Consider the following 13,336-nt stretch of genomic DNA (forward strand, 5'->3'; position numbering starts at 1 on the left):
AATTAGAGATCAGAAGAAATTTCCCCTGCAATTTTTTTATAGTCTGATCTTACCCGCAAACCTATCCGCTATTACCCTTTTGTTTGAGAAGATGAAACGTATGCCATGCAGTTACAACGGATTCCTTTCAGGTTCGTAAATCATCTATTATGAAACAATGCTGCTTATTATTTCTTTCTTCTTTTATCCTTTTTGCCTGCAACAACAGTGATGGAACAAAAGGTGCCCGGCCGGCGAATAATGATTCCCCGGCCATAGGTTGCTATAACCCGCAAACAACCGACAAAGCCTGGTATACTTCAGGAAAAAAAGCTCCCCGGCTGGAAGGCCTGGAGGGCATCGATTTCAAAATTTCAACTGCATCCAATGAAGTGCAGGATTACTTCAACCAGGGAATGATGCTTGCGTATGGGTTTAATCATGCTGAAGCAGCGAGATCTTTCTTTGAAGCCACCCGCCTGGATTCTACCTGCGCGATGGCGTACTGGGGCTTTGCATATGTGTTAGGCCCCAATTACAATGCAGGCATGGAAGAGGATAATTTTCAGCGGGCTTATGAAGCTGCCGTGAAAGCGAAGGCTCTTTCGAAATCCTGCACGCCCAAAGAAAAAGCACTTATCGATGCATTATCTGTCCGATATGTTGCAGAACCTCCCGCCAGCCGAAGCGAACTGGATATTGCTTATGCAGCAGCAATGAAAAAAGTGTACACACAATTTCCCAATGATCCGGACATTGGCGCATTGTATGCTGAATCAATGATGGATCTTCATCCCTGGGACTTATATGAAAAAGATACAAAAGCGCCCAAAGCATGGACACCAGAACTGTTGAGCGTTTTGGAGCACCTGATGAAGATCAATCCGAAGCACCCCGGGGCGCATCATTTTTATATACATGCACTGGAAGCATCTGCCACTCCAGAAAAAGCCCTGCCCAGTTCGAGAATGCTGGATACACTGGTGCGGGGTTCAGGCCACCTGGTGCATATGCCTTCGCATATTTATATCAATACTGGCGATTATCATCTGGGATCACTGTCCAATATCGAAGCTGTAAAAGTGGACAGCATTTATACAACGGTCTGTCATGCGCAGGGTGCTTATCCTTTATCGTATTATCCGCATAATTATCATTTTCTGGTGGCCACTGCCACGCTGGAAGGTAATTCATCGCTGGCATGGGAGGCCGCCAGGCAATTGCAGCATCATACATCAGAAGAAATAATGCGAATGCCCGGCTGGGGAACCCTTCAACATTATTACACTATTCCATTTTATACTGCAGTAAAACTTTCCTTGTGGGATACAGTGCTGTCCCTTCCCGCTCCGCCCAATGATCTTGTATATCCCCGTGCAATCTGGCATTATGCAAAAGGAATGGCTTATTTGGGAAAGCATCACTTGTCCAATGCAAAAAAAGAAATGGATAGCGTGAAGATATTGGCGGCGGATACCACCCTGAAAGACCTTACTGTGTGGAGCATCAACACTACAGCAGACCTTGCACAGATCGCTTCGAAAGTTTTGGCTGCCGGTATAGCATTTCAGGAAAAAAAGACAGATCAATCCATCGAATTGCTGAAAGAAGCTGTTGCACTTGAAGACAAGCTCAATTACAATGAGCCACCGGATTGGTTCTTTTCAGTGAGACACCATCTGGGTGCATTATTGCTGAAAGCAGGAAAATACAATGAAGCAGAGAAAGTTTATGATCAGGATCTGCGGGTTTGGAAGAAGAATGGATGGGCGCTGATCGGATTGTACAATGCATTGACCCAGCAGGCAAAGAACAGGGAAGCACAGAAGGTTCATGCAGCATTTGTAGAATCCTGGAAATATGCAGATAAGAAAATTTCATCCTCTTCAAGTATCGGGGATTAGCGGGGATGATACTGCTCTGCCGCAATTTACCCTATGATTGCCGCTTATGCACAGCAGATAGGCCGGATTTGTTGACGAGCTTTGTATCGAAACAAAAAGACCCTGTAATGAAAAAGCATTGGACTAACATCCTCTCGTTTGCTATCGTGATGTCAGTAATGGCATCCTGTCAATCGCCATCAAAGAATGAACAAAAAGGAACTGATACACAAGTAGAAAAAGATACTATCGGGAACATTGAGCCGGATGAATCGGGCTATGCCGATGTAAATGGTTTGAAGATGTATTATGAAGTGTATGGAAAGGGTAAGCCCATTGTACTGTTGCATGGTTCTTTCATGAACATTCCTCTGAACTGGTCGAATATCATTCCTGTTCTATCGAAAGACCGGAAAGTGATCGTTGCAGAAATGCAGGGCCATGGCCGCACCAAAGATATTCCCCGGAAATTCAGTTATCAAAACATGGCAGACGATGTGTCTGCTTTGCTGAAACATCTCAAAACAGACAGCGCAGATGTACTCGGTTATAGTATGGGAGGCGGTGTTGCATTTCAGTTTGCAGTGCGTCATCCTCAACAATTACGCAGGCTGGTGATATTGTCGGGCACATATGCGCATAACGGATGGTGGCCCGATGTGGAAGCCAGTTTTGCTGCTATCAATGCAGACATGTTCAAAGGAACACCGATACAGAAACAATACGATAGTCTGGGCAATGATCCGTCACGTTTCGGAGAGTATATAAAGAAAGTGATGAGCCCTGATCTTGAACCTTATGACTGGTCTAAGGAAGTAAAGAATATACAGGCTCCCATTTTTATGGCCATTGGTGATGCTGATGGAGTCCGGTACGAACATGCACTGGACCTGTTTCGTGCAAAGGGTGGTGGTAAAATGGGCGATTTACACGGATTACCAAAGTCGAGGCTGGCGATTATTCCCGGTACTACGCATATCGGTATGATGCTGCATACGGGATGGTGGCTGCCGATGGTGACCGATTTTCTGGATTCCGACCTGAGCCCAACGCCACCTACATTCTAGGTGACCTGCTTCCAAAATAATTATTACCGTCAATTTGATACAGACGCTTGAAATAGCGAACTTAGGTAACAACAAATTTGGACTACTATGAAAAAAGTAACAGGCCTGGGCGGTGTTTTCTTTAAATGCGCTGACCCAAAAGGAATGAACGATTGGTATGCCAAAAACCTGGGATTGACTACAAGCGAATATGGAACCAATTTTGAATGGCTACATGCCGATGATCCAGGCAAAAAAGGGACCACTGTATGGTGTGCATTTCCGCAGGATACGCAATACTTCAATCCTTCAGCCAAGCCTTTCATGATCAATTACAGGGTAGAAAACCTGGTTGAGCTGGTTGAAGAACTAAGAAAGAGCGATGTGACCATTGTTGATGAAATTGCGGAATACGATTATGGTAAATTCGTTCATATTCTCGATCCTGAAGGAAATATCATCGAGCTGTGGGAACCCAGGGAAGAATCGGATAAGCAATCCTGATACATCGCAGATCAAAAACTTTCTTCCACTTCGAAGCTGATCTTTTCTTTTGTTTTGGGATGCATAAATTCGATAGATGCTGCGTGCAGACACATTCTTTCTGACGCTGTTCCGTAAAGATCATCTCCTACAATGGGAGCATCAAGTCCTAATTCATGAGCAGCGTGCATACGCAATTGGTGGGTCCTTCCGGTAAGCGGCCAAAAATCGACTTTGGTGGTGGCCTTGTACCGTTTTATCATTTTCCATTTTGTGACGCTTTTCTTTCCGGTTTCAAAACAAACGAGTTGCCTTGGCCGGTTGAAAAGATCGGCACTGAGCGGAAGATCGATCTCTCCTTCTGACTGATCGATCACTTTGGAAAGTAATGCCCTGTATCTTTTACTGACAGTTCGTTGCAGGAATTGCCTTTGGAGATGCTTGTGCACCTGTTGGGTCTTAGCAATCACCAGGAGCCCCGAAGTATCCATGTCGAGCCGGTGAACCATTAGTGGTTCAGTTTTTTTCCAAATATTTTTCAGCCTGGAATAAACCGAGTCCTCAATATCAACTCCGGGAACAGAACGTAGTCCCGCCGGCTTGTTCACCACCGCAAGGCTATCGTCTTCAAAAATTATTTCGAGATCATATCTGCCATCTGTGTTTACCAGGAAAGGATTCTCTTCAACAGGCATTCCTTCCAGCATATGTGCCAGAATAGGTTTGCATTTTCCAGTGCAGGCCGGATAGAAATGTTTATGTTTTCTGATCTCGGATACCGGGGAAGCTCCCCACCAGAATTCGGCCATCGCTAAGGGTTTGTAACCGTTCTCAAATGCGAACTGCAGCAGTTTGGGTGTAGCGCATTCGCCGGCTGCTGAAGGTGGTTTGCCAAATGGTGTCTGGCTGAAAACCTCTTGCAGGCTTTTTCTTTTTCCGTTTTTATTCAGGAATGAATATTTTTCAAATAGTTGTTGCTGCAATGCGGCTGATCTTTCCCTGCGTTCATTTTTCAGGGCTTCGATGGCTTTTTCGATTTGTGACAGCCTGGTTTGCTTTTCCTCCAGCAGCGGTTTCCATTTGTTGGTAAGGTCCCTGAGCAGGCGTTTATCGAAGAGACTTTCACGTATCAGACCGGCTTCAGCCAGGTGGTAATCTTGCTTACTCAGGCTTCTGTTCGATTCACGGATCTGATCACGCGTTATTTTGTTGCTTCTTAACTGTGTTTTTAAGGTTGAAATTTCCTGTGCGGATTGAGCGGATAATTTTTCGATGTTCTCTCTTAATGATTGATAGTCTTCATCCGAGCAGATCTCTGTGATCCTGTGGTTAACAGCGCTGATGATCTCCACCTCTTTAAGAAAAAAACTGTTTTCAATTAGCATATCAAATACAGGAGGAACAAATTTCGGGTGATCATTGGAGTTGGCCAGTTTACCTGAAAATGCAGAAAGGTAACCCAGTTTCCCCTCCGCATCCTGCACTACCAGAACACCAAACATTTTCCCGATAACAGAACCTTCCTTTTCCGGGCTCAGTCCAAAATTATGGTCAAGGTCCGTTTGTGTTTCGAGGTAGTGCTGTAGTTCGGAAACAGCAATCTTTGCCAATGGATGCGGCTCATAATAAAATGGAAAAGTGAACCGCTCAGGTAATGCAATCCCGGCAATCTGCTCATTCCGGAACCAGGAAATTTTCTGAAGTATATCGTTGCTCAAGTATCGATTCGTTTGATTGTTGCTCATAATAAAGCACAACAAAGGTAATAACTTTACTGGGTACCGGTTATTGGACCAGGACTTTCCTGCGGAATACAGTTTTTGCTGACCAGATGCTCAACGTGTAAACACCAGCCGGCAAACCGGCAACGAAGATAGTCCGTCTTTGCAAATTCTCGGTCGTTGTAACCACTCTATAAAAAACAAACTGTCTCCGAAAATTTACATCCATTTACATTCTTTTTACAAGCTGTTTACTACCGTTTCTTCTCTTTGAACGTAGGTTTGGATAAAGAAAGTCAGCTTCCACGAAATTCTTAAGTGATTAATATAGATTATGAAATACGTACAGGTGTATGCTTTGTTCCTGGTGTCCGTTTGTTACAGTTCCTGTGGACAAAACCAAACAAACGTACCACAAGATAAGATCAAGGCCACAAGAGCTAATTACTCCGAGTCTCAACTTAAAGAGGCGGATACCACCAAGGTGCCTATGAGTATGGTTCGGAATGTAAAGCAAGCCAGAAACGGAGACATTTTGATTGCTTCTTATTTAGGTGTGTTTCGATACGATGGAACATCTTTTACCAACCTAACAAGTAAAATAGTTTCGCCCCGCTTCTCCAGCTTCTGGGATGTGCTCGAAGACCAAAAAGGAAATCTTTGGTTCGGCACCCGGGATTCAGGTGTGTATCGTTTCGATGGCAAATCCTTTCAACATTTTACAACAAAGGATGGGCTTAGCAGTAATACTGCGATTCATATTTATGAAGATAGAGCCGGTAATATTTGGTTTGGAGCAAGTCGTTACGATGGGAAATCTTTTCGAAATTTTACCACAAAAGATGGATTTCCCAGTAACAGTATTTGTTTACTCCTTGAAGATAAAACCGGCAAGCTTTGGTTTGGTGCACCACTAGAAAATATGTTCGTTTATGATGGAAAAACATTTACCGTTTTAAAAAACAAAGATGGCAAAGCGTTTAACAACGTTTGGTCGATAATTGAAGATAGAAAAGGAAGCATTTGGTTCGGTGACGTTAACGGTCTTTGGCGTTATGACGGCAGTACCTTTACGCACGTATCTCAGAGGGGAGCTTATGCTATAATCGAAGATAAAAAAGGAAACATCTGGACTACTGGTGAAGTAAATCCGAAGGCCTGGGCACTTTCACGTTATGATGCAAAGTCCTTGTACGATAAAACGCCCACTGTAACAGAAATTAAGTCAGGAGGAAGAATGGGTTTTTTGGGAATATTGGAAGCCAAGGATGGAAGTATTTGGTATGGATCTGGAAATGGGGTGCATCGTTTTGATGGAAAGATATTTACAGACTTTAGAAATAAAGAGGGGCAGGAATAATGTGTGGCCGACATTTTTACTCGCCAGGCTTTTTATTTTAGATTGTAGAAATAAAAAAATATCAAACAGATTAACAAAATTGAGTACTAACAAAAGAGGAGCAGCGGCGTACTACAGCAGAAAGCTGTAACCGTTGTGTAGGGCTCCTAAAAGTTATGCCTGACTGCTGGATTCGAACCCAAACAAATTATTCCTTCTGACGATTTAGAAGCTTAAAGAAGTGAAATTGATTCGAACAAAAAAGGCTTTAAGCTCTATAACTTAAAGCCTTTTTTGTTTTTTGTCGGGTCAGCTGGACAAATTTCGAACCTGCTGATACAGGATTTAAAGATTTTAATTGGCTTTGTAAGCCTTAATAAGGAATAGCAAAAGTATCTAATTAACATGACAAAATGGCAAAGCAAACTAATCAGACAATTATTGCTGTTTTACCGAGAGTATTACAAAAAGTGTGTCAGTAAAAAGTTTAATAACTTTAAACTGGCAACATGGAAAAGAAAAACTTTGATTTCGAGAGCTTCAAGAAGCAGGCAACAAGTCGTTTGAAGAACGGCGAAAGCCTTTTAGGTAAGGATGGAGTACTCACCCCATTGCTGAAAGAGTTCCTGGAAGGGGCTCTGGATGGGGAACTGGAAGCTCATTTAGAGGAAGATCCTGCAGAGAACAATCGTAAGAATGGCAAAGGCCGCAAACAGGTAAAGACTTCGATTGGTACTGTAGACATCAACCCACCGCGTGATCGCAATGGCAGCTTCGAGCCGGAGCTGATTCCCAAAAGACATAAGACGTTAGGAGTAGATCTGGACCGCCAGATTATAGCCTTATATGCTCGTGGAGCAAGCTATAGTGATATTCGGGACCATCTGATGGATATGTATGGCCTGGAAGCCTCCACAGCAACCATCAGCCGTGTTACTGATAAAATTCTTCCCCTGATCCAGGAGTGGCGCAGTCGTCCATTGGAGCGGGTCTATCCGTTTGTATGGCTGGATGCCATTCATTACAAGGTTCGTCATGAAGGTCGTGTGGTAAGTCGTGCTGTCTATTGCATTATCGGCCTCACTCAGGAAGGGTACAAGGAACTGCTGGGTATGTACATCGGAGAAAATGAAGGTGCAAAATTCTGGCTGCAGGTACTTACTGATCTGCAAAACCGAGGTCTGGAAGATATTTTCATTGCCTGTATTGATAACCTGACTGGCTTTGCCGATGCTATCGAGAGTGTGTTTCCGAAAACAGAAGTCCAGTTATGTATTGTGCACCAGGTCCGCAATTCTCAAAAATATCTCTCTTACAAAGACCTCAAGCCTTTTATGAAAGACTTGCAAAACGTCTACAAAGCAACTACCATAGAACTGGCGGAACGCAGCCTTGATCAGCTGGAATCCAACTGGGGAGAGCGTTATCCGAAGGTTATCGAATCCTGGAGAAAGAACTGGCCCAGACTGAGCAACTACTTCCAGTATAACAAAGATGTTCGAAGGATCATGTACACCACTAACATCATTGAAGGCTTCCATCGTCAACTAAGAGCTGTCACCAAATCAAAAGGCGCCTTCCAATCGGAAGACGCCCTAATGAAGCTTTTATTCCTGGTGCAGGAAAATATATGTGCCAGGTGGAATAAGCCTGTCCACAACTGGAACCAGACATTGGCTCAATTATCCATTATCTTTAGTGATAGATTAAAACTCAATCTTTAAAAAGTGACACACTTAATGTAACACTACCGTTTTACCGCTGGAAACCGATTTTCTTAAGACAATGGTTAGTTCTTATTGAAGTAGCTGATTTTTTCAGCAATAGTTTTATTTTATTTTGATAACAACTTTACCTTTTGCACGCCCTGTTTCCACATACCCCATAGCTTCATTGGTTTGCTCAAATGGAAATACCTTGTCAATAACTGGTTTTATGATACCTGCATCAATAAGTGAAGTAATTTGGCCTAATTGAGTTCCTTCTGCCCTCATGAAAAGGAATGAATAGCTTACATTGAGTCGCTTTGCTTTTTTTCTCACTCCGGCGCTTAGAAGGCGCACTATTAATTTCATGAACCAGGGCGCTTTGATTTCTTCTGCAAAACTGGGATCAGGCGGACCAGAGATAGAAATAAGTTTTCCCCCAGGTTTTAATATTCGCAAAGATTTTTCAAGAGTCTTTGCATCCTGACTATTTAATACTATATCGTAATCTTTCAATAGTGTTTCAAAATCCTCTTTTCTATAATTAATTACAATATCTGCACCGAGACTTTTGACTAAATCAATATTACTGGCACTTGTTGTGGTAGCTACAGTAGCGCCCAAATGTTTCGCTAACTGAATGGCAAATGTGCCCACACCACCAGAACCTGCCTGGATGAAAACTTTTTGCCCTTTCTTCACATTTGCCTTTTCAACCAGCGCCTGCCATGCGGTTAAACCAACCAATGGAATAGACGCAGCTTCTTCCATTGAGAAATTTCCGGGCTTTAATGCAACATCGTTTTCATTAATCGCAATAAGTTCTGCAAAAGTGCCAATCCTATGATCTGACGGACGCGCATACACTTCATCGCCGGTTTTGAATTGTTTTACACCTAAACCTACTTTTATTACGATTCCCGCTACGTCGTGTCCCAGCGTAATAGGAGGTTTATAAGGTAGAATTAACTTAAAGTCACCATTTTTTATTTTGGAATCCAGAATATTTACACTGGCAGCGTGAATCTGCACTAATACATCATTTGCCCTTAAAACCGGTTCTGCGATCTCGGCAGATTGCAAATTTTCTTTTTTGCCGTATCGGTTTATAATAAATGCTTTCATTTTTATTAATTGTTATTCATAAATAGCTTACTTCGCTAAAAACGCTAATGCACTTTTTACGAACGCCTCATGATATTGATACATACCACCATGGCCGGCATCTTTATATATGATTAATTCGGAATTGGGAATACGCTTGCTTAATTCATGAGTATTACTGCTCTGCACCATTCTGTCATTATCGCCATTTGCCACTAATACAGGTTGCTTGATTACTGATAGATCCTGTGGTGTTTGCAGCGCCCATGCATGGATAGCCTTAAGTTGTCTTTGGAGGTTGCTAAAGCTCATCTTTTTGTCACGGTTTTCTATGCGTTCCTTTAGCCGGGCTAAAAACTCTTTTGCCGATTTCTTTCCATTTTCATTTCTATTGAAAAAAAGATAAGTTTTTGCATCTTTAAAACTAAATAAGCCTCTTAGAATGTCTGTATAAGTAATCTTTGTAACATTTTTGATCCCTTCACCACCGGCCGGGCCAGTACCTGTTATTACAGCTTTGCGAACAAGCTGTGGCTCCTGAAGTAATATTTCCTGCGAAATAAAACCGCCCATCGAAAAGCCAACCAAATCGACTTTTTCATACCCTAAAGCATGAATAAATGCTCTTGCATCTTTTGCCATTTCAGCAATAGTTTTCGGCGTTTTACCTTTCGTAGCACCAACACCACGATTGTCAAAACAAATTATCTGATGCTCTGAAGCAATGCCATCCATAATCCGGGGATCGCAATTATCCATTGTGGCGCCTAAGTGGTTTAAAAAAATTACCGGTACACCAGCATTATTATCACCAAGTTTTCGATAATAGAAATCTGTTCCACCAATATTGACAGATTGTGTTTTTACATTTTTAAATGTAATACCTAAGTCGGTTTTGACATCATTGTTTGCTACAGTATTTTGGGCAGGGGATGCGTTTGTCTTTGCCATGATTAGTAATATTATTAGGAATGTTTTTTTTTCATTTTTTGCCAGAGCTCTTTTAAATTATTTCGCAGCATTCACCCTTTTCAAAACAGTACCTTCAAGTACGTTATATGCAAAACGTTGCATGGTTAGAAGCATAGAAGTTCCTTTGCCAACAGGATAACTGTATTTTGGCGCTTTTTCATTTATGATTTTCAAAACCGTATTTATAACAGGTTCTGGCCCTGGTGCATTCTCAAACTGAGTTTTAGAATAAGCTGAAATCTTTTTTCGAAATACATCGTAATCTTTGATATCCCCTGTTGCGGCGGTTGAACTATTACCAATATTTGTCTTGAAGCTCGAAGGTTCAACCATGCTGACCTGTATGTTAAATTGATTTAATTCAAGCCGCAAGGCTTTGAAATATCCTTCCAATGCATGTTTTGAAGCTGCGTAATAAGCGACATTGGGAAGACTAATCAACCCAAGAATAGAACCTACGGTAATTATCTTGCCTTGCTTCTGTTTTCTGAAATAGGGCAACAACTCGTTTGTAAGTTTAACAGTGCCCCAAAAATTGGTTTCAAACTGCTGTTTGCCTATTTCAATTGTGGTTTCTTCGGCAAGCCCTGTCACTAAGTATCCTGCATTGTTTATAAGCACATCCAACTTATTGATCTCCCTGAAGAGTTTCTTACTAAAAGACGCGATTGAGTTGTAATCGGCAATATCCAATGCCAACAATTTAAACGGCAGTTTAGCCTGGTATTTTTCGGGGTTACGACTTGTTCCAATTACCTGGAAGCCACTTTCATGGAGCTTTTGGGCAGTCAGCAATCCAAAACCTGAAGAAGCGCCAGTTATTAATATTGTTTGTTTCATGTCTCAACGTTTTGTAATTTTACTTGCATATTGCAAGTGCAAATGTAAACATTACTTGCAATGTGCAAGTGTATGTTTGAAATATATTCTTTATGAACAAAACGAAAAAAAGATCAGATTGCCCTATCAGCAACTCGCTTGATATATGGGGAGACAAGTGGTCGCTGTTGATTATCAGGGATTTAATGTTTGCAAAAGAGTGTACTTATGGCGACTTTCTAAAAGCCCAGGAACGCATAGCCACGAATATTTTGGCTTCACGACTACAATCTCTTGAAGAAAATAAGATCATTGAGAAATTAGACCATCCGGATAGTAAAGCAAAAGTGTTATACCGGTTAACCAAAAAGGGAGTTGACTTAATGCCTGTACTGATTGAAATACATCTATGGGCCGAAAAATATTTTCCTATTCCGGATGACAGAAAGGCAATGTTGAAAGAAGTGAAAAAGGATAAGGCAGGATTTATTAAGGCAGCGACAAAAGAATTGATGGGTTAACGCAGTATGCTAACGCTAAATAATATTTTCCGAACTTAAATGGATTCGAACTTCCTGTAACGTATTAAAATTGAAAGTAGTGACGCTTTTAGACCGAATGGATGCAATATTATTTAAATTAAGAAACCCTTCAAATCCAACGATCTGAAGGGTTTCATTTTTTCGTCGGGAAGACAGGATTCGAACCTGCGACCCCCTGGTCCCAAACCAGGTGCGCTACCGGCCTGCGCTACTTCCCGAACTTTTTCCGGACGCAATCCGAAAATTGCGGGATGCAAAAGTAAGGATTTAAGTTTCAAAAACTCAAACAATCAGCAATTTATTTTACCAGAAATTACCCCTTTCGGGCGAAATGCCCCACCAGCAACAGTTCCAGCCAATAAAAAACAACTCCCTCCATCCACCACTCTTCCGGCTTCAACCGTCCTGTCGCCGTTCTCCCCCTTTTTGTCGTTACCACACCCGCTTCGCGTCCCGCGACTATTCTAGGTTTGCATTATTCCATCAATAAAAAATCAACAACATGAAAAAGGCAATTTTATTTCCCCTTCTCGCCATAACATTGTTCTCCTGGAAATCATTCCCGGCAGATACATGGACTTTCGATGAATACCATGCCAGGCTACGCTTCTCCGTTTCACATCTTTCCCTTGCTGATGTGGAAGGATCCTTTAAGATCAAAGAATCCACCATCACTTCCAATGGCAAGGATTTTACCGATGCAACGGTTACCCTCATCGCGGATGCGGCCAGCATCGATACCGATAATGAAATGAGAGATGGTCACCTGAAAAAGCCCGAGTACCTGGATACTGATAAATACCCAACCATCTCCTTCAAAAGCACTTCATTCAAAAAAGAAGGGGACCATTACTCTGTAACCGGACCACTCACTTTGCATGGGGTGACCAGGACCGTTACCCTTACCGCCATCGGCAAACTCGGAGAGAACCCCATGAACAAAGCGCCAATGGCAGGATTCAAGGTTACAGGCACCATCAACAGGAAAGACTTTGGAGTATGTACCAGTACACCTTCAGCCATGCTGGGCGATGAGATCCATATCGTCGCAAATGTGGAGTATAACAAAAAGTAGAAAATGAACTTACACGATCCGGTCGCGGAGCGCTTTGGCAACAGCTTCACTCTTGGAGTTCACATGCAGCTTTTCGTAAATGCTGCGTATATGACTCCGCACGGTATCGATAGAAATGTACATTTCCGCCGCCACCATCTTGTAGCTGTTCCCATCCACGAGGCTTTGCAATACCTGTTTCTCACGCTGCGAGAGTGCGTAATCCGGACTGACTGAGGGCTGCATACCGGCAAACATTTTCAAAACCTGAGTAGCGATGCTCGCATTCATCGGAGCCCCGCCTTCATGCACTTCCCGGATATAATCGATGAGTTTGGCAGGAGGGGTTTTCTTCAGCAGGTAACCATTGGCGCCCTGGCGGATCGCTTCGAATACATTCTTATTGTCGTCAAATACAGTCAGCATCAGGACTTTTACATCCGGGTGCTGGCTTCTTATTTTGGCCAGGCCTTCAATACCGGTCATCGCCGGCATATCGATGTCCAGCAATATCACGTCAGGCTGCAATGTTTTGATATCCTGCACAGCGGTTTCACAATTGTCGAAAGCGCCCACTACTTCAAACCCATCGGTATTGCTGAGCAGCAACACCAGGGTTTCGCGCATCACTTCGGAATCATCGTATAACAATATCTTGATCATGTACGTAGTTTGCTGGTTCTTCTGC

12 protein-coding genes and 1 tRNA gene are annotated in these 13,336 nt (G+C 42.6%); 7 read left to right on the forward strand and 6 right to left on the reverse strand.

The window, feature by feature from the left end:
• Nucleotides 1-149: 149 nt before the first annotated feature.
• The 3 genes from FSB84_RS12610 to FSB84_RS12620 all read left to right on the forward strand — a co-directional run bounded on the left by FSB84_RS12610 (nucleotide 150) and on the right by FSB84_RS12620 (nucleotide 3,412).
• Nucleotides 150-1,883 (forward strand): tetratricopeptide repeat protein, encoded by a 1,734-nt coding sequence (locus tag FSB84_RS12610; RefSeq protein ID WP_130541092.1) that lies wholly within the window; start codon nucleotides 150-152, stop codon nucleotides 1,881-1,883.
• 107 nt (nucleotides 1,884-1,990) lie between these two features.
• Complete coding sequence (locus FSB84_RS12615; protein ID WP_207234254.1) at nucleotides 1,991-2,929, forward strand: alpha/beta fold hydrolase; 939 nt, start codon at nucleotides 1,991-1,993, stop codon at nucleotides 2,927-2,929.
• 87 nt (nucleotides 2,930-3,016) lie between these two features.
• On the forward strand, nucleotides 3,017-3,412 hold the full coding sequence (locus FSB84_RS12620; protein WP_130541090.1) for a VOC family protein: 396 nt from the start codon (nucleotides 3,017-3,019) through the stop codon (nucleotides 3,410-3,412).
• A gap of 11 nt (nucleotides 3,413-3,423) precedes the next feature.
• On the opposite strand, the gene FSB84_RS12625 is transcribed toward FSB84_RS12620, so the two are convergent.
• Nucleotides 3,424-5,109, reverse strand: a complete 1,686-nt coding sequence (locus FSB84_RS12625) for an RluA family pseudouridine synthase (protein ID WP_225980060.1) — start codon at nucleotides 5,107-5,109, stop codon at nucleotides 3,424-3,426.
• 337 nt (nucleotides 5,110-5,446) lie between these two features.
• Between FSB84_RS12625 and FSB84_RS12630 the strand changes: the two genes are divergently transcribed.
• Both FSB84_RS12630 and FSB84_RS12635 read left to right on the forward strand, forming a co-directional pair.
• Complete coding sequence (locus tag FSB84_RS12630) at nucleotides 5,447-6,472, forward strand: ligand-binding sensor domain-containing protein (protein ID WP_130541086.1); 1,026 nt, start codon at nucleotides 5,447-5,449, stop codon at nucleotides 6,470-6,472.
• A 488-nt stretch (nucleotides 6,473-6,960) separates the two neighbouring features.
• The gene (locus FSB84_RS12635) at nucleotides 6,961-8,175 is read left to right on the forward strand and encodes an IS256 family transposase (RefSeq protein ID WP_130544592.1); all 1,215 of its coding nucleotides are present in this window, start codon (nucleotides 6,961-6,963) and stop codon (nucleotides 8,173-8,175) included.
• Nucleotides 8,176-8,280: 105 nt separating this feature from the next.
• On the opposite strand, the gene FSB84_RS12640 is transcribed toward FSB84_RS12635, so the two are convergent.
• The 3 genes from FSB84_RS12640 to FSB84_RS12650 are packed head-to-tail and all read right to left on the reverse strand — an operon-like array spanning nucleotide 8,281 to nucleotide 11,073.
• The gene (locus tag FSB84_RS12640) at nucleotides 8,281-9,282 is read right to left on the reverse strand and encodes an NADP-dependent oxidoreductase (RefSeq protein WP_130544581.1); all 1,002 of its coding nucleotides are present in this window, start codon (nucleotides 9,280-9,282) and stop codon (nucleotides 8,281-8,283) included.
• A gap of 27 nt (nucleotides 9,283-9,309) precedes the next feature.
• Complete coding sequence (locus FSB84_RS12645) at nucleotides 9,310-10,212, reverse strand: alpha/beta fold hydrolase (protein ID WP_130544580.1); 903 nt, start codon at nucleotides 10,210-10,212, stop codon at nucleotides 9,310-9,312.
• Nucleotides 10,213-10,269: 57 nt separating this feature from the next.
• Nucleotides 10,270-11,073 carry an SDR family NAD(P)-dependent oxidoreductase gene (locus FSB84_RS12650; protein WP_130544579.1) on the reverse strand — a complete coding sequence of 268 codons (804 nt, stop codon included), beginning with the start codon at nucleotides 11,071-11,073 and terminating at the stop codon, nucleotides 10,270-10,272.
• Between the two features lie 92 nt (nucleotides 11,074-11,165).
• On the opposite strand from FSB84_RS12650, the gene FSB84_RS12655 reads away from it, so the two are divergent.
• Entirely contained in the window at nucleotides 11,166-11,573 is a 408-nt protein-coding gene (locus FSB84_RS12655; protein ID WP_130544578.1) for a winged helix-turn-helix transcriptional regulator, read from the forward strand.
• A 165-nt stretch (nucleotides 11,574-11,738) separates the two neighbouring features.
• Here FSB84_RS12655 and FSB84_RS12660 read toward each other — a convergent pair.
• Nucleotides 11,739-11,812 (reverse strand) — tRNA-Pro (locus FSB84_RS12660).
• Between the two features lie 284 nt (nucleotides 11,813-12,096).
• Here FSB84_RS12660 and FSB84_RS12665 point away from each other — a divergent pair.
• Complete coding sequence (locus FSB84_RS12665) at nucleotides 12,097-12,669, forward strand: YceI family protein (protein ID WP_130544577.1); 573 nt, start codon at nucleotides 12,097-12,099, stop codon at nucleotides 12,667-12,669.
• Between the two features lie 9 nt (nucleotides 12,670-12,678).
• Here the strand turns inward: FSB84_RS12665 and FSB84_RS12670 are convergent, their stop codons facing one another.
• Nucleotides 12,679-13,311: a response regulator transcription factor gene (locus FSB84_RS12670; RefSeq protein WP_130544576.1), complete on the reverse strand. Its 633-nt coding sequence runs from the start codon at nucleotides 13,309-13,311 to the stop codon at nucleotides 12,679-12,681.
• Between the last annotated feature and the right edge of the window lie 25 nt (nucleotides 13,312-13,336).

This window comes from Pseudobacter ginsenosidimutans (assembly GCF_007970185.1).
Lineage (GTDB): Bacteria > Bacteroidota > Bacteroidia > Chitinophagales > Chitinophagaceae > Pseudobacter > Pseudobacter ginsenosidimutans.

What these genes read in the sequence shown, in the direction of transcription:
- FSB84_RS12610 (WP_130541092.1), top strand. Translation starts at nt 150, where the DNA reads ATGAAACAATGCTGCTTATTATTTCTTTCTTCTTTTATCCTTTTTGCC.
- FSB84_RS12615 (WP_207234254.1), top strand. Translation starts at nt 1,991, where the DNA reads ATGAAAAAGCATTGGACTAACATCCTCTCGTTTGCTATCGTGATGTCA.
- FSB84_RS12620 (WP_130541090.1), top strand. Translation starts at nt 3,017, where the DNA reads ATGAAAAAAGTAACAGGCCTGGGCGGTGTTTTCTTTAAATGCGCTGAC.
- FSB84_RS12630 (WP_130541086.1), top strand. Translation starts at nt 5,447, where the DNA reads ATGAAATACGTACAGGTGTATGCTTTGTTCCTGGTGTCCGTTTGTTAC.
- FSB84_RS12635 (WP_130544592.1), top strand. Translation starts at nt 6,961, where the DNA reads ATGGAAAAGAAAAACTTTGATTTCGAGAGCTTCAAGAAGCAGGCAACA.
- FSB84_RS12640 (WP_130544581.1), bottom strand. Translation starts at nt 9,282, where the DNA reads ATGAAAGCATTTATTATAAACCGATACGGCAAAAAAGAAAATTTGCAA.
- FSB84_RS12645 (WP_130544580.1), bottom strand. Translation starts at nt 10,212, where the DNA reads ATGGCAAAGACAAACGCATCCCCTGCCCAAAATACTGTAGCAAACAAT.
- FSB84_RS12650 (WP_130544579.1), bottom strand. Translation starts at nt 11,073, where the DNA reads ATGAAACAAACAATATTAATAACTGGCGCTTCTTCAGGTTTTGGATTG.
- FSB84_RS12655 (WP_130544578.1), top strand. Translation starts at nt 11,166, where the DNA reads ATGAACAAAACGAAAAAAAGATCAGATTGCCCTATCAGCAACTCGCTT.
- FSB84_RS12665 (WP_130544577.1), top strand. Translation starts at nt 12,097, where the DNA reads ATGAAAAAGGCAATTTTATTTCCCCTTCTCGCCATAACATTGTTCTCC.
- FSB84_RS12670 (WP_130544576.1), bottom strand. Translation starts at nt 13,311, where the DNA reads ATGATCAAGATATTGTTATACGATGATTCCGAAGTGATGCGCGAAACC.